The sequence below is a fragment of the Natronorubrum texcoconense genome, from assembly GCF_900100335.1.
In the GTDB taxonomy this organism is placed as follows: domain Archaea; phylum Halobacteriota; class Halobacteria; order Halobacteriales; family Natrialbaceae; genus Natronorubrum; species Natronorubrum texcoconense.
In genome coordinates this window covers 97,769-112,130 of record NZ_FNFE01000001.1, presented here as the reverse complement: position 1 = coordinate 112,130, position 14,362 = coordinate 97,769, and the positions used below count along the sequence as shown (strand labels likewise).

General features: G+C 66.8%; 14 protein-coding genes. 7 read left to right on the top strand and 7 right to left on the bottom strand.

Annotated elements, in window-relative coordinates; all coding sequences use genetic code 11:
• Window positions 1-17: 17 nt before the first annotated feature.
• The 4 genes from BLT08_RS00495 to BLT08_RS00480 all read right to left on the bottom strand — a co-directional run bounded on the left by BLT08_RS00495 (window position 18) and on the right by BLT08_RS00480 (window position 4,275).
• A complete protein-coding gene (locus tag BLT08_RS00495; protein WP_090302851.1) occupies window positions 18-1,118 on the bottom strand; it encodes an enolase-like domain-containing protein in 1,101 nt (366 codons plus the stop codon).
• A gap of 93 nt (window positions 1,119-1,211) precedes the next feature.
• Window positions 1,212-2,900, bottom strand: a complete 1,689-nt coding sequence (locus tag BLT08_RS00490) for an ABC1 kinase family protein (RefSeq protein ID WP_217636373.1) — start codon at window positions 2,898-2,900, stop codon at window positions 1,212-1,214.
• Window positions 2,901-2,973: 73 nt separating this feature from the next.
• Complete coding sequence (locus BLT08_RS00485; RefSeq protein ID WP_090302849.1) at window positions 2,974-3,336, bottom strand: Hsp20/alpha crystallin family protein; 363 nt, start codon at window positions 3,334-3,336, stop codon at window positions 2,974-2,976.
• Between the two features lie 120 nt (window positions 3,337-3,456).
• Complete coding sequence (locus BLT08_RS00480; protein WP_090302848.1) at window positions 3,457-4,275, bottom strand: GIDE domain-containing protein; 819 nt, start codon at window positions 4,273-4,275, stop codon at window positions 3,457-3,459.
• Window positions 4,276-4,377: 102 nt separating this feature from the next.
• On the opposite strand from BLT08_RS00480, the gene BLT08_RS00475 reads away from it, so the two are divergent.
• Both BLT08_RS00475 and BLT08_RS22780 read left to right on the top strand, forming a co-directional pair.
• Window positions 4,378-5,700 (top strand): molybdopterin molybdotransferase MoeA, encoded by a 1,323-nt coding sequence (locus BLT08_RS00475; RefSeq protein ID WP_090302847.1) that lies wholly within the window; start codon window positions 4,378-4,380, stop codon window positions 5,698-5,700.
• 135 nt (window positions 5,701-5,835) lie between these two features.
• A complete protein-coding gene (locus tag BLT08_RS22780; RefSeq protein ID WP_175529201.1) occupies window positions 5,836-5,976 on the top strand; it encodes a hypothetical protein in 141 nt (46 codons plus the stop codon).
• 11 nt (window positions 5,977-5,987) lie between these two features.
• Here the strand turns inward: BLT08_RS22780 and BLT08_RS00470 are convergent, their stop codons facing one another.
• From BLT08_RS00470 to BLT08_RS00460, 3 genes are all read right to left on the bottom strand, one after another.
• Complete coding sequence (locus tag BLT08_RS00470; protein ID WP_090302846.1) at window positions 5,988-7,115, bottom strand: serine hydrolase domain-containing protein; 1,128 nt, start codon at window positions 7,113-7,115, stop codon at window positions 5,988-5,990.
• 104 nt (window positions 7,116-7,219) lie between these two features.
• A complete protein-coding gene (locus BLT08_RS00465) occupies window positions 7,220-7,543 on the bottom strand; it encodes a hypothetical protein (protein WP_090303886.1) in 324 nt (107 codons plus the stop codon).
• Window positions 7,544-7,670: 127 nt separating this feature from the next.
• Window positions 7,671-9,149 (bottom strand): MATE family efflux transporter, encoded by a 1,479-nt coding sequence (locus BLT08_RS00460; protein WP_090303885.1) that lies wholly within the window; start codon window positions 9,147-9,149, stop codon window positions 7,671-7,673.
• Between the two features lie 189 nt (window positions 9,150-9,338).
• On the opposite strand from BLT08_RS00460, the gene BLT08_RS00455 reads away from it, so the two are divergent.
• From BLT08_RS00455 to BLT08_RS00440, 5 genes are all read left to right on the top strand, one after another.
• Window positions 9,339-11,321: a molybdopterin biosynthesis protein gene (locus BLT08_RS00455; RefSeq protein WP_090302845.1), complete on the top strand. Its 1,983-nt coding sequence runs from the start codon at window positions 9,339-9,341 to the stop codon at window positions 11,319-11,321.
• 123 nt (window positions 11,322-11,444) lie between these two features.
• Window positions 11,445-12,098: a helix-turn-helix domain-containing protein gene (locus BLT08_RS00450; RefSeq protein ID WP_090302844.1), complete on the top strand. Its 654-nt coding sequence runs from the start codon at window positions 11,445-11,447 to the stop codon at window positions 12,096-12,098.
• A gap of 105 nt (window positions 12,099-12,203) precedes the next feature.
• Window positions 12,204-12,467 (top strand): glutathione S-transferase N-terminal domain-containing protein, encoded by a 264-nt coding sequence (locus tag BLT08_RS00445; protein WP_090303884.1) that lies wholly within the window; start codon window positions 12,204-12,206, stop codon window positions 12,465-12,467.
• A gap of 139 nt (window positions 12,468-12,606) precedes the next feature.
• A complete protein-coding gene (locus BLT08_RS22775; protein WP_175529200.1) occupies window positions 12,607-12,747 on the top strand; it encodes a hypothetical protein in 141 nt (46 codons plus the stop codon).
• 2 nt (window positions 12,748-12,749) lie between these two features.
• Window positions 12,750-14,309 (top strand): glycosyl hydrolase family 28-related protein, encoded by a 1,560-nt coding sequence (locus BLT08_RS00440; RefSeq protein WP_090302843.1) that lies wholly within the window; start codon window positions 12,750-12,752, stop codon window positions 14,307-14,309.
• Window positions 14,310-14,362 lie beyond the last annotated feature (53 nt).

Below are 14,362 nucleotides of genomic sequence, written 5' to 3'. Positions count from 1 at the left end.
CGGACCGTCCCGCTCGGCTACGCGTCGTGGTCCCACCGAAAGCCGACCGACGCTGCGGGCGGCTCGAGCGGGCTCGACGGCAGTTCGGTCCCGGCGACGGCCTCGTTGTACGCCCGCGGCGCGACGTCGTTCGGACTGTTCGGATAGTACAGCGACGCGAGCGTCTGGATGTGGCCGCGACCGACGCCGAGTTCGAACTGGCCGCCGCCGTACAGCCGAATATCGCGCTCCTCGCAGTGGGCGATCGTCTCGAGCAGCGACTCGAGCGAGCCGAACCGAGAGGGTTTGATGTTGAGCCAGTCGGGCTCCCACGGGAGCGATTCGACGTCCTCGAGCCCGTCGATCGGCGCGTCCCAGGAGACGCGGCTTCGAACGGCGTCCTCCCCGAACAGAGGGTCGGTCTCGTCGGTCAGCGCCGGGTCCTCTATTACGGCGTCGGAGAAGGCCTCGAGAACGCGCCGGTACAGCGCCGGGTCCGTCGGGACGTCGACCTCGGTCCCCTCGTACTGTCCTTTCAGGTCGAGAATCCGGACGGTGTCGGTGCCGACGCTCTCGTCGATCGCCCTCACGACGTCGTCGTCCCACTCGGGGATCGGATCGAGTTTGAACTCGAGGTCGGGAACCCGGTCGCGCAACTGCTCGAGTCGGTCGGTCGTCGGCGGCTCACCCAACCGCGTGCTGGCGACGAACCGAACGGGATCGAGCGAGCGACCGAGCGCGCTGGCGATATCGGTACCGGCCTGTCGAAGGGCGAGGTCCAGCGCGGCGCTCTCGAGTCCCCATCGGCGGTAGTTTCGAAAGACCTCTCGGTCAGGCGGGCCCGCCGGGAACAGATCGACCGACTCGAGGCGGGCGGAAAAGGAGTCGATGCTGTACTCGCCGGTGAGGTCGAGCAACCCGGACTCGGCCAGCGCGTCGTGCTCGTCGGTCTCGTAGGTGACGTCCTCGCCGCGGCCGACGATGGAGTCATCGCGACCGCCGTCGTCGTTCGATCCGGGTCCGGTCAGTGCAAACTCGGTCGTGACGCGGGTGAATTCGCTCGAGGTCTCCCGTTCCAGCCGTTCGGTCGACACCGCGTCGATCGACAGCGACAGATCGGCGATCCGGTCGTAGTCCATACCCGCTAGACGTGAGCCAAGGGAATGAAGGTTGCAGACAAGGACCTCGGTTCGACGGCGATACGGGACTCGCAACCGCAAACGGCGGAGAACTCACTCCTCGCCTCGTCGCTGGCGCAGGTTCTGGCGGGTGAACTGCGGTTTGACGCGGGTCGTTCGCCGCTCGCGGAACGATCGGTAGAGTTGGATCACCACCACGAACGAGAAGACCGCGGCGACGACGCTGGCCTCGGGGGCCTCGAGGGCGTACAGCACGCCCATCGAGAACAGCGACATGGTCAGTAACATGCCGTAGATCAGCCGTTTGGCGAACGTGGCGAACACCTTCTCCTCGTCCTCGACGCCGATCCGGACGAAGAGGTCGTCGCGGTCCAGTTTGTCGAGCGCCCGCTCGGTTTTGGGTGCCAGTCGGGTCAGCGACTCGCCGCTACGGCGGAGTTGCTGGCCGGTCTCGCGGACGTACTGGCGGGCGGTCTCCTCGCGGTAGCCCCGCTCGGTGAGGTAGTCGGTCGCGGTGTCGATGAAGTCGAACTCCGGATCGAGGGTGACGCAGACGCCCTCGACGACGGTCGCGACCCGGAGGACCAGCGCGAGGTTCTTCGGGAGTCGGAACGGGAAGACGTAGATCGAGTCCTCGATCTGCCCGACGATCTGGTTGATCCGGTACTGCTCGACGTCCTCGCCGCGGGCGTCCTGGATGGCGATCTCCATCACCTCGGCCATCACCCCGCGGTCGGCGTCGGGGCTGAGCGTCCCGATCTCGATCAGGGCGTCGAGGATGCCGTCGATGTCCTGGTTGGCGACGGCGACGTAGAAGTCGACGATCTTCTCCTGGATGAACGAATCGACCCGACCGGACATCCCAAAGTCGTAGAAGACGATCCGTCCGTCGTCGGTCACCGCGAGGTTCCCCGGGTGCGGGTCGGCGTGAAAGACGCCGTCCTCGATGATCATCTGGAGGTACGATCGCTCCAAATTTTCTGCGACTCGCGTTCGGTCGATCCCTCTGCGATCGAGTTCCTCGACGTCGTTGATCTTCGTACCCTCGACGTACTCCATCGTGAGCACGCGCGGCCCTGAGTGGCTCTCGATCACGTCGGGGATGACGAATCGGTCGTCGTCGGCGAAGTTTCCGCGGATCTCCTGGAGCATTTCGGCCTCTCGCTCGTAGTCCATCTCCTCGCGAATCGTCTTCGAGAACTCGTCGGCGAGGTTCTCGAGCGAGAACGACCGCGACTCGTCGACGAAGGTGAGCAAGATTGGGAGCGACCACTTGATTACGCGGAGGTCGGCGTTCACCAGTTCCTCGATGTTCGGCCGCCGAATCTTGACGGCGACCTCGCGGCCAGCGTCGGCGGCGGTATCGACATCGGTCGCCCGTTCGGTGGCCCCGACGGCGGCTTCGTCGTTCGCTACGGCGTCGGGATCGACGCGCGCTCGGTACACCTGTCCCAGACTCGCGCCGCTGATCGCGTCCGTTTCGAACTCGGTGAAATAGTCCTCGAGCGGCCCGCCGAGTTCGTCCTCCAGCACGACCTTCGCCTCGTCCCACTCCGCGGGCGGCACGTCGTCCTGTAACGCCGAGAGCACCTCGATGTACGCCGGTGGTAACACGTCCGGCCGCGTCGAGAGCAGTTGGCCGAGTTTGATGAACGTCGGCCCGAGGGTCAACAGCGACTCGAGGAGAACCTCCGCGCGATGGCGGTGAGTCTCGGGGTCGACGCGCCGCGACCGGCCGAACAGCAGGAATCGTCGCCGGTCACGGGCGAAGGCGACGAGCAGCGGGAGGAACTGCCACGCGACGAGGACGAACCGCTTGTAGGCGCGGAGGGAGACCAGTCTCGGTCACCTCACGTTAGTCGGCGTCCTCTTCGACGACGTCGATCGTCATCTCTCCGTCCCGCGTTTTGGGGAGCGTCAACTCGAGGACGCCGCGCTCGACGGCCGCCTCGGCCTCCGTCTCGATGGCGTCGGCGGGCAGCGGGAGGTCGACGTCCAGGAACAGCGAGCGGTTCTCCTCGAGATAGCGGTAGTCGTCCTCGGGCTCTTTCTCGCGGTGGGCGTCGATGGAGATTCGGCCGTCGTCGACCGATAGCTCGAGCGAGTCGGCGGAGACTCCCGGAACGTCGAGGACGAGCAGGTAGGCGTCCTCGCTCTCGAGCAGATCGAAGAAGACGTCGTCCGAGAGGTCCCGCAGTGCGTCGCGAAGCGCTGACATAGCTACTGGTTCGAACGCCGATACGAAAAAGCCCGCGGTAGCGGTCGATTCGAGCGGAACCAAAATCGGAGATGGTGGGGAGTACCAACGAGCCGCAAATCGTGGAAACGGTAGCCGTGCTCAGACGGCCAACAGAACGGCGAGCGCCACGGCGACGACGGCGAGAATCACGGCGCCGAGGCCGTACGCACCGGCCCGCAACCCGAGGCGACGTTCGGTGCTGTCGGAGATGACGAACGGATCGCCGAACAGGTGGTGTCGCAGCCGGAGCAGGGGACTCTCCGAGAGCGCCGCCTCGTCGATCCCGACGGCGGCGTTGACCTGGCCGGCGTCTCGCGAGACGGTCGTGTCGTATCGGGCGACGCCGAGCACGTGAATCTCTTCGCCGGGCTCGAGGATCCGCTCGCGAAATCGACGGTCCGTGCCCGTTTTGAGCTCGAACAGCCGGAGATCGACGACGCTGTTCTGACAGTCGACGTCCTCGCTGTCTTCGATGTACCGGGCGACTCGCGGCGGTGGCTCCGTGCCGCCGTCGACGTCGATTCGAGTGTCGCTCTCGAGCCGAAAGTCCGCACCCGGCGGCTCGATCAGGACGCTTCCCGTCTCGTCCTCGAGTCGAAACGGGACGTAGTCGTCGCCGGAGGCGATCGTCGTCCACGACGTGCCGTTGTTCGAATCTTGTCGCTCCTCGACGGCGTAGCTGTAAGCGAGACACGGCGTGTCGGTAAACGGCGACCGAACGACTCGGCCGGCGGCGGTGGCGGTCCCGCGAAGTTCGACTCGCCCGCCGTTGGGCGTATCGAGGACCGAATCCGGCCGAGATCGAAGGACGCGGTTCGCGAGTCGAAGCTCCGCGATCCCGTACCAGAGACAGCCGAGTGCGATCGCCCCGCCGATCGCGAGGACCGCGGCCGAGAGCGGCTCGAATTGGAGGACCATCTGTGGCCGTGACAGTAATGCGACACCCAATATAAACATGTACGATACGTCGGGCGGGCGGCGGACCCTACGCTTTTGACGCCCGGCGCCCCGAGTCAGGGTATGGACGGAGCCGACAGCGAGCGCAAGGAGTCCGGGTTCAAGGTGCGGACCCCAGTGGCAGAGGCGCGTCGGATACTCAGGGACGCCGTCGCGGCGAGCGAGCGGGGCGACGGAGAGGGTTACAGCGACGCCAGCCCGCCGCAGACGGGCACCGAACGGATCGACGTCGAGCGCGCGGACGGACGCGTGCTGGCCGCACCGGTCGTCTCCGCACAGAACGTCCCCCACTACCGGCGGGCCGCGATGGACGGCTACGCCGTCCGCGCCGCGGACACCTTCGGTGCCAGCGACCGCTCGCCCGAGGTGCTCCGGATCGCCGAGGGAACCGGCGGCGACGCCAGCGTCGGACCCGATACCGCCGCCCGCGTCCACACCGGGAGCGCCCTGCCGGAGGGCGCCGACGCCGTCGTGATGATCGAACGCGTGACGACAGTCGAGTCCGCGGGCGAACTCGAGGTCGAAGACGCCGTCGCGGAGGGGGAAAACGTCGCGCCGATCGGCGAGGACGTCGCGGAGGGCCAACGGCTCTACGATGCGGGTCATCGGCTCCGACCGTCGGATCTCGGACTGCTGCGCTCCGCGGGCTACGCGAAGGTCCCGGTCGCGAAGCGGCCGACGGTCGGCGTCGTGCCGACGGGAGAGGAACTCGTCACGAGCGATCCGGAGCCGGGCGAGGTCGTCGAGACGAACGGACTCACCGTCTCCCGACTGGTCGAGCGCTGGGGCGGCCGTGCGACCTACCGAAACGTCGTCACTGACGACCCCGAATCGCTGCGCGTGGCGATCCAGCGAGATCTGACGAAGGACGTCGTCGTCACGACCGGGGGCTCCTCCGTCGGCCAGCGCGACCTCCTCCCCGAGGTGATCGACGATCTGGGCGAGGTGCTCGTCCACGGCGTCGGTCTCAAACCCGGCCACCCCGTCTGCCTGGGGATCGTCGAAGACACGCCCGTCCTCGCCTTACCCGGCTACCCCGTCGCCTGTATCGTCAACGCCGTCCAGTTCCTGCGCCCCGTGCTGCGCTGGCTCGAGGGCACCGAGCCCGACCCCCATCCCGCGACACGGGCGCGACTCGAGCGCAAGATCCCGAGCGAACCCGGGACGCGAACGTTCGCGCGGGTGCAACTCGAGTCGTGGGAGGGAGACGCGAACGAGCTCGCGGCCGACGAGCCGCGATACGCCGCGACGCCGACCAGAGCGAGCGGTTCGGGCGTGCTCTCGAGCGTCGCGCTCGCCGACGGCTGGGTGGTCGTCGACGACGAGCGCGAGGGGATCCCGGCTGGAGAGACGGTCGCCGTACAGGACTGGGAGCCGAACGGCTGAGACGGTTTGCTGTACCGAGTTACCGGTGTAACCGCAGGACGTCGCGGTTGCACCGGAAATGACGAACAGCAGACCGTATGAACGGCACGCCCGCGACCACCATCATTAATAACACTGTCTGGTTACTCTGTACGTATGGGACTGACCGAACTCCTCGAAGGGGAGTCGCTTACCGGACGACAGGCCGCAATCATCTTCTTTACGTTTCTGGTTTTGGTGATCGTGGCGGGGATACTCCTCGTGGCGCTCAGAGACGTTTTTTGGTTCGCCGTCTAGGGCCGTCGACCCTACTCGAGCGCGAGTCGAACCGCGTCCGCGAGCGCGTTCACGCGAGCGACGTGTTCGTAGGAGCCGTCTCGAACTCCGTTCGTGACGTACGAGAAGCCGATATTCTCCTCGGGATCCGCCCACCCGACGCTACTGCCCAGGCCGGCGTGGCCGAACGCCCGGTCGGGTGAGAGCGTTCCGTACGGTGCGACCGTCGTCCCCCCCTTCCAGAAGCCGAGGGCGAACCGGCCTTCGCGACCGAGCGTGCCGTCCGCATCGGTTTCGGCTTCGAGGGCGGTCATGTTCTCGACTGTTTCGGCCGAGAGGAGCCGGGTGCCCTCGAGTTCGCCGTCGTTGGCGAGGCAGGCGTAGAACCGGGCCATATCGTTCGCGGTGCCGATGCCGTTCGCCGCCGGAATCACCGAGCGGTGGATCGCCTCGGTGTTGAACGGCGCGGCAACTGCCGTGTGGTCGCCGAGCCCCTCGCCCGGGTCGCGACAGCGGTCGAACGGCTCGAAACCGACCAGCGTCGCGACGTCGTCGTCTTCGTCCTCCCGAAGGCCGATGCCGGTGTCGGCCATGCCAAGCGGGTCGAACACGCGCTCCGCAGCAGCATCTTCGATGGGCGTCCCCGACACCCGACGGACGAGCTCGCCGACGAGCCAGCCGAACGTGAGCGCGTGGTAGGCCGGCTGCTCGCCCGGCGAGAAGTTCGGCTCCATCGACTCGAGCTGCTCGACGACGGCGTCCCAGTCGCCCCAGAGGTCGGGTCGGTCGTCGATCTCGCCGCGATTGAGCCCCGACGTGTGGCTGAGCACCTGTCGGACGGTGATATCAGCCTTCTCGGTTCCGTCGTCGGCGAACTCGGGCCAGTGGTCGACGACGCGATCGTCGTAGGCGAGTTCGCCCTCGTCGACGAGCGCGTGGAGGGTCACGGCGGCGTACGGCTTCGTACACGAAAAGAGAACGTGGCGCGTGTCCGTCGTCTCGTCGTCGCCGTCCGGACCCGTCACGCCGCCCGCGAGGTCGAGCACCTGCTCGCCGTCGACGTAGACGCTCAACTGGGCGCCGTGGTGGAGGCCAACCTCGAGGTGGCGGTCGAACAACGCGGCGATCCGCTCCCGATCGGATTCGGCAAGTCGTGACATACCACCATCCTCCAGCGCCAAACTTGTAGGCATTGCTGTCTGTGCGGCTCAGTGAAGGACGAGCGAGTCAGACCGATCGAACCGCGCGGATGGCGTGCGAGAGATTACTCGAGTCGGTGCCACTGACTCGCCGACTCGAGACGCGCCATCGCGGATTCGACGTCTCGTCTCGGAAGGCTGTAGAATCGCTCCCGGCCGACGGGCGTGCGGACGCAGACGACCGCGGTGTTGGTCAGCACCCGAAAGATCGATAGATGCCACGTGCGTCCCGGTCGTGCCCATTCACCGTACAAAGAAGCGTCGTCGCCGTCGACCACCTGCGACCCGAGTTCCCAGCTCAATCGCGACGACTGCGACGGATCGAACGGGACGGCGTCAGGAAGGGAGACGCCCGCGTCGGCATCCCGTTGGAAGCCATGTGTGGCCATACCACGACTCTCGACGCTCGAGCGGAAAAAGCCACTCATCCGACGCGACTTATAACTAAACGAAGATTCCGTCGACGATCGAAACGGATTCGGACGAACTGCCACGGCAGTCACCTCGCTCGAGCGCTCAGTCACTCGGCTGTGAGTCGGGCCGGTAGGACCGACTGACGACCTTCCAGGTTCCCGTCTCGAACCGATAGTAGGTGACGACGGCGGGGACGAGCGTCTCGAGGACCAAGGCGGCGTACAGCGCTTCGATCCCGAGCGGGGTGACGGCCTCGAGACCCGGGATCGGGACCGCAACGGCACCGAGGAGCGCGACGGGGAGCGCGAAGACGTAGAGCCCGAGCAGTTGGCCGTAGAAGGGCCAGCGAGTGTCGCCGCTGGCACGCAGCGGGCCGGTCGCGCCGCCGCTGACGCCGCGGAAGACGACGCTGACGCAGGCGACGGCGATGAACGTCGTCACGAGCGGGAGGATCGACGGGTCGTCGACGAAGACGCGGCCGATCTGTTCGGCGAAGACGAAGACGACCGCCGCGCTGACGAGGTAGACGCCGACGCCGAACCAGAGGACTTGACGGCCGTAACTGTCCGCTGCTCGTTCGTCACCGGTGCCGAGTTCCTGTCCGACGAGGCTGCTCGAGGCCAGCGAGAAGCCCCAGCCGGGCGTGTCCATCAGATCCCGGACCCGTCGAGCGACGACGTAGGCGGCGAGGACGTTCGGCCCGAAGAGCGCGACGATGGCGAGCATGGGGAACTGAGCCCCTCGTCGGGCGACGTTCGTAAACACCAGCGGCGTGCCGATACTGAGGACGTCGCGGACGTCCTCGAGCGTCGTGCGGGGCCGGCCGAGGCTGAGCGTGACCGGAAACTCGCCGATCAGCGGCAGTCGGCCGACGGCGAAGCCGACGACGAACGCGGCCAGTACGAGGGCGTTCGCCACGACGGTTCCCATCGCCGCGCCGACGACGCCCAGTCCGAGCGCGAAGATGAACACCGCGTTGAGCGCGACGTTGACGACGGCGCCGCCCGCTCGGAGCATCATCGGCGTCCAGGCGTCGTCGGCGCCGACGAGCGCTCGGCTACCGATGAGGTTCAGCGCCGCAAACGGGACGCCGAGCGCGACGACCTGGAGGTACTCCGCGCCGTAGGCGATCGACGCGGCGTCGTTGCCGACGAGCGCGATCAGTTGGTGGGGAGCGATCCAGTAGAGAGCCGCGAGCGGAAGCATGATCGCCGCGACGACGAGTCCGCTCGTCGTCACCGCCAGCGAGACCTGCTCGGCGGTGCCACCGGTGTAGCGCTGGGAGACCAGCCCGATCGTCGCGCCGGCGATACCGCCGCCGATCCCGAACGCCAGTCCCCAGAACGGGGCCGCGAGTCCGATGCCGGCGATCGCTGCCGGCCCGAGGGCGATCCCGACCATCGCGATGTCCGCCGCGGATTTGGACATCCGGGCGAGTCCCGTGACGATCCGCGGCCACGCGAGGTCGGTCGTCCGCTCGACGCGTCGGGGCTCGATCACCCCGAATCGCGCGAGCAGCGAGCCGACCGAGAGCAGCAGCCACCGGAACGGATTCGGGAGATCACTCCATCGAAAAGACACGAACACGGGTTTGGGTTCTGGCGGTAAAGGGCTTGATATCGGCAGGTACACCGCCAGTCACTCTCATTTTCTCGAAATAGTACACCATTATCGTTCGTTGGATACCCATCCGTCCGATGTCGTGCGTGGCACTCACACGCCGCGATCGGGTCGACCGACGTTTTTAGCCCCGGCCCGCCAACGGCGCGTATGGAACGCAAGGAGTTTCGCGACCTCGCCTCCCCCGCGGCGGCCCGCGAGGCGATCGACTCGCTCTCGCTCGAGGCCGGCATCGACCGCGTCTCGCTCGAGGACGCCCGCGGACGGGTGCTCGTGGCACGACTCGACGCCGAACTCGACGTCCCGGGATTCGATCGGGCGAGTCTGGACGGCTACGCCCTTCGGGCACGAGACACGTTCGGCGCGGACGAAGCCGACCCGGCGCGACTCGAGGTCGTGGGCGCAGTCCACGCGGGAGAGCACCCCGACGTCGAACTCGAGGATGGGCAGGCCGCCGAAATCTCGACCGGTGCGGTGATGCCCGACGGCGCGGACGCGATGGTCCCTGTCGAACGCACGGATCGCGTCGACGATATGTCGACGGAACGAGCGAGTAGCGCGGAACGAAGTTCCGCGAACAATCGAGCGGCTGAGCCGCGAGACGACGGTGAAACCGCGAGCACGGACGAAACCGACGGCGATGGGGCGGACGACGTGTTGGTCCGCACCTCGGTCACCCCCGGCGACAACGTCATGTTCGCGGGTGCCGACGTCGCGGCCGGCGAGCGAGCGCTCGGTCCCGGGACCCGAATCACGCCGCGGGACATCGGACTGCTCTCGGCGCTCGGGATCGACGAGGTGCCCGTCCGCGGACGGCCCACGGTCGGCATCGTCTCGACGGGCGACGAACTCGTTCGGCCGGGTGGGGATCTCGAGAGCGAGCGCGGCGAGATCTACGACGTCAACAGCTACACGATCGCTGCGGGAGTCGAGGACGCCGGCGGCGAGGCGGTGCTCTACCCCCACGCCGGCGACGAGCAGGACGAAATGGAGCGCATCCTCCGCGAGGCGGCAGAGGACTGCGACCTCGTGCTCTCCTCGGGGTCGACCAGCGCGAGCGCAGTCGACGTCATCTACCGGGTGATCGAGGAACAGGGCGAACTGCTGCTTCACGGCGTCAGCGTCAAACCGGGGAAGCCGATGCTCGTCGGCCGGTTGCAGGGCTCCGCCTACATCGGTCTCCCCGGCTACCCCGTCTCCGCGATGATGGTCTTCCGGACGTTCGTCGCGCCCGCGATCCGCGCGGCCGCGGGGCTGCCGGAGCCGAAGGCGGCGACCGTTTCGGGATGGATGGCCAGACAGGAACGCTACGGCGAAGGACGGCTTCGGCTGATGCCCGTCGGACTGGTTCAGAACGCGGACGACGAGCCGCTCGTCTATCCCGTCGACAAGGGCTCCGGCGCGACGACCAGTCTCGCCGAAGCCGACGGCGTCGTCGAAGTCGGTCCCGAGACCGACTACCTCGAGGAGGACGAACCCGTCACCGTTCAGCTCTTTTCGCCGGACGTCCGCCCGCCGACGCTGCTCGGCGTCGGCGAGGACGATCCGACGCTGAATCGGCTGCTCGACCGCCTCGAGAACCCGCGCTATCTGTCGGTCGGCTCCCGGCCGGGACTGCGCCGGCTGCGCGAGGGCGTGCCGGACGTCGCGGTCGTCGCGGGACCGACCGATCGCGAACTCGAGGCCGAAGAACTCGGCGTCTGGAGCCGCGAGTGGGGGCTGGTCGTCCGGCCCGGCAATCCGGACGGTGTGGAGGAACTCGCCGATCTGGTCGATCGCGATCTGCGCTTCGTCAACCGCACGACCGACTCCGGGCTGCGCTCGAGTCTCGAGGCCGCAGTCGACGACCTCGCGGCGGATCGCGACGGTTCCCCCCACGACCTTCGCGAGGCGATCGACGGCTTCGACCTGGGGCTTCGCGCCCACGAGAGTCCCGCGCGAAAGGTGATTTCTGGCGACGCGGACGTCGGGCTAGGACTGCGCGAGACCGCCGAGCGACTCGATCTCGCGTTCGTCTCCCTCGGCGAGCAACCCGTTCGAGTGCTCGCAAACCCAGATCGAACGGGCAAGGCGAGCGTTCGTGAACTCGAGGCGGTGCTCGAGGACGAGACTCGAACCGACGCCGAGCGCTGACGCTCGCCGAGTCGGCGGAGGCTGGCCACTAACAACTATCGACGATTCGGTCGATATCAACCCGGAAGACAGTCAATACTGCCAGAATAGCGATTTTTACGTCAGTGTGGTGTACAAGTTGTGATGTCGACGATAGCCGAGTTCCGGCTACCAGCAGCGCAGACGACACTGGGAACGGCACTCGAATACGCACCCGAAGCCACGTTCGAGCTCGAGTCGTCGGTCTCGAAGACGTGCCCCTCGCTCTGGGTCTCCGACGTCGACCGCGAGACGGCCGCGGCGGCCTTCGAGACGGATCCCTCCGTCGCCGAGTACGAACTACTCGTCGAAACCCAGTCGCGGCTGCTGTTCGACGTAACGTTCGTCGAGGGGACGATGCGACTCCGCGACGAACTGCTCGCAAACGGCGGCTCCGTCCTCGAGATGTGGGGCACCGACGGCTGGTGGCAGGTCAGAGTCCGGTTCCCCGATCGGGAGACGCTCGTCGGAGCGTACGACCGCCTCGAGGCGTCCGGAATCTCGGTCGATCTGCGCCGGGTGAGCGACGTTAGCGGCGTGACGGGCGACGAGACGCGGCTAACCCCACAGCAACAGGAAGCGCTCGAGGCGGCGCTCGAGCACGGCTACTTCGAGATTCCCCGCGGCATCTCGATGGAGGAGCTGGCCGAAGAGCTGGGAATCTCCCACCAGGCGCTCTCCGAACGGTTCCGACGCGCCTACGAGACGCTGGTCGACGACGAGTTACAGCCCGCGAGCGAGCAATCGAACGTTCGGTGAGCCCACTCCGGGACCACCACCGCACGGCCGAGTCGTCGAACGAGATCGACGGCTGAGTGTGCGCGGCCAACGGTTATGCCCGCCAGCGGCGACGATCCTCGTGGCATGCTCGAACTGTACCAGGCGGAAGGTTGTCCGCACAGCGCCGACGTTCGCGAGAAGCTAACCGATCTCGGCGTTTCGTACGTGATCCACAATCCGCGACGGCCCGGCAGCGAGGGCGGCGACGTACTCAACGACGGGACCCAACAGGCGATGGAGGCGATCGGCGGCGAGGACTCGATCCCGTTCCTCGTCGACACCGCCCGCGAGGAGGCGCTCTACGAGAGCGAGGAGATCGTCGACTACCTCGAGGCACACTACGCGTGATGTCGGTGCGATACAGACAGTTCGTTCTCGTAGCGTCGGTACGGTACAGACGATCCGTTCTACGCGGAACGTAATTGACAATTCACATATCTGCTCGCTGCATGACCATTTTTATACGGTATCGGGATAGTCGGGTGGTATGAATGGTACAGCGCTGCGACGGCGGGACCTCCTCGTCGCAGTGTCCGGCGGTTGCGTCACGCTCGCGGGCTGTTCCGAGATCAGCGCCGCCCGCTCCGGATACGGGACGGCCTACGGCTACGGCTACGGAACCGACTGACCATGGCGGACGAAACGCCGCGACTCGGACTGGGGACGTACGAACCGGGCGACGAGTGGGATCACACCGACACGGTCGAGGCGCTCGACGAGCACGCGATCGTCCGCGGCCCGATCGCCGACCGTCCGGCAGCGGGCGAGTACGACGACGAACTGTTCCACGCGACCGACCAGGGAATCACCTGGCGCTGGGACGACTCGAGCGAGGACTGGGTGTACTTCGGCGGCCGGGGCAGTGCCGATCAGCCGGTGCCGGGAGCCAGTCACTTCGAGGAGACGCACGTCGACGAAGCAACCATCGGCGCGGCGAGTATCGATACGGCGAGCGTCGACGCAGCGACCCTCGTCCACGCACGCACTGAGGAGACTCCCGTCTGGAACGTCGAGGCACACGGCATCGCAGGCGATGGCACGACCGACGTCGGGCAGGCCGTCCACGACCTCCTCGAGACCGTCGGAGACGCCGGCGGCGGGATCGTTTACTTCCCGCCGGGCCGGTATCTTCTCGAGCGAACGCCGCTGGTGGATGACGATACGCTCCTGCTGGGTGCCGGTCGATCGACCGTCCTCGAGGGGGTGCGCCCCGACGGCGAGGAGGGACGCGCGCTTCTCTCCAACAGGGGGTACGACGCGACCGGTTACGACGGAGCGTCGAACTGGGGCGTCTGCAACGTCCGCATCGACGCGCCGGAGTCGAACGGGATCATGCCCGCGCACGCGGAAAACGTCCGACTCGAGAACATCTACGGCGACGCGGTCTACTACCACCACATCGATATCGTTTCCTCGAAGAACGTCGTCGTCGACGGCTACCGGGCGACCCGCGGCGGCGAGGGGAGTTCGGACGCCCCGATTCAGTTCGACAACCAGAACGCGGGAACGGGTTGGAACAGCGTGTGGAACGGCAAGGATCACAGCCCAGCGACGGCCGACGACACGCCGACGAAACACTGCCGGCTGACGAACTTCGAGATCGATCCGGAGAACGAGCCCGACTACGGCGTTCACATCCACCGCGACGGAAACGAGTCGATCACCGTCAGCGACGGCTACGTCACCGGCTGCCAGCACTCGGCGATCAGGGCCGACACCGGCGATCTGATCGCGGATCTGACGATCGACCGCGTCTCCTGTATCGAAAACGCGAGGGGGATCTCGCTGGGTCACGTCGAGAGCGGTCGACGGGAGTTGACCATCGACAACGTCACGATCAGGACCGACGACGGCGGGTTGGCCGCCGGATCGGGGCTCTACGCGAGCGGGTTCGACGGCGCGAAAATCACGAACGTCATCGTCGATGGCGCGTTTACGAACGCGATGGTGTTCGACGATATGGACGATCTGAAGCTGAGCACTGTTACAACGACGGGAGCCAGACACCAGTCGTTCCGATTCCGAGAGAACGTCGACGCGACGCTCACGACCGCTCGCGCGGCCAACTGTGGCACTGCAGGGATCTACTCGGGTCCCGGAAGTCGCGTCGCCTACGGCGGCGTCACGTTCGACGACGTCGGCAGCGAGGTCGTCGTCGACGGCGAGCTACGGGAGTGGAAGTCGTCGTGATCGTCGGCGATCGCCCTGTCGCCTCGAGGGCACGGCTCCGTACTAGTCGCTCG

What these genes read in the sequence shown, in the direction of transcription:
- BLT08_RS00495 (WP_090302851.1), bottom strand. Translation starts at nt 1,118, where the DNA reads ATGGACTACGACCGGATCGCCGATCTGTCGCTGTCGATCGACGCGGTG.
- BLT08_RS00485 (WP_090302849.1), bottom strand. Translation starts at nt 3,336, where the DNA reads ATGTCAGCGCTTCGCGACGCACTGCGGGACCTCTCGGACGACGTCTTC.
- BLT08_RS00480 (WP_090302848.1), bottom strand. Translation starts at nt 4,275, where the DNA reads ATGGTCCTCCAATTCGAGCCGCTCTCGGCCGCGGTCCTCGCGATCGGC.
- BLT08_RS00475 (WP_090302847.1), top strand. Translation starts at nt 4,378, where the DNA reads ATGGACGGAGCCGACAGCGAGCGCAAGGAGTCCGGGTTCAAGGTGCGG.
- BLT08_RS22780 (WP_175529201.1), top strand. Translation starts at nt 5,836, where the DNA reads ATGGGACTGACCGAACTCCTCGAAGGGGAGTCGCTTACCGGACGACAG.
- BLT08_RS00470 (WP_090302846.1), bottom strand. Translation starts at nt 7,115, where the DNA reads ATGTCACGACTTGCCGAATCCGATCGGGAGCGGATCGCCGCGTTGTTC.
- BLT08_RS00465 (WP_090303886.1), bottom strand. Translation starts at nt 7,543, where the DNA reads ATGGCCACACATGGCTTCCAACGGGATGCCGACGCGGGCGTCTCCCTT.
- BLT08_RS00455 (WP_090302845.1), top strand. Translation starts at nt 9,339, where the DNA reads ATGGAACGCAAGGAGTTTCGCGACCTCGCCTCCCCCGCGGCGGCCCGC.
- BLT08_RS00450 (WP_090302844.1), top strand. Translation starts at nt 11,445, where the DNA reads ATGTCGACGATAGCCGAGTTCCGGCTACCAGCAGCGCAGACGACACTG.
- BLT08_RS00445 (WP_090303884.1), top strand. Translation starts at nt 12,204, where the DNA reads ATGCTCGAACTGTACCAGGCGGAAGGTTGTCCGCACAGCGCCGACGTT.
- BLT08_RS22775 (WP_175529200.1), top strand. Translation starts at nt 12,607, where the DNA reads ATGAATGGTACAGCGCTGCGACGGCGGGACCTCCTCGTCGCAGTGTCC.
- BLT08_RS00440 (WP_090302843.1), top strand. Translation starts at nt 12,750, where the DNA reads ATGGCGGACGAAACGCCGCGACTCGGACTGGGGACGTACGAACCGGGC.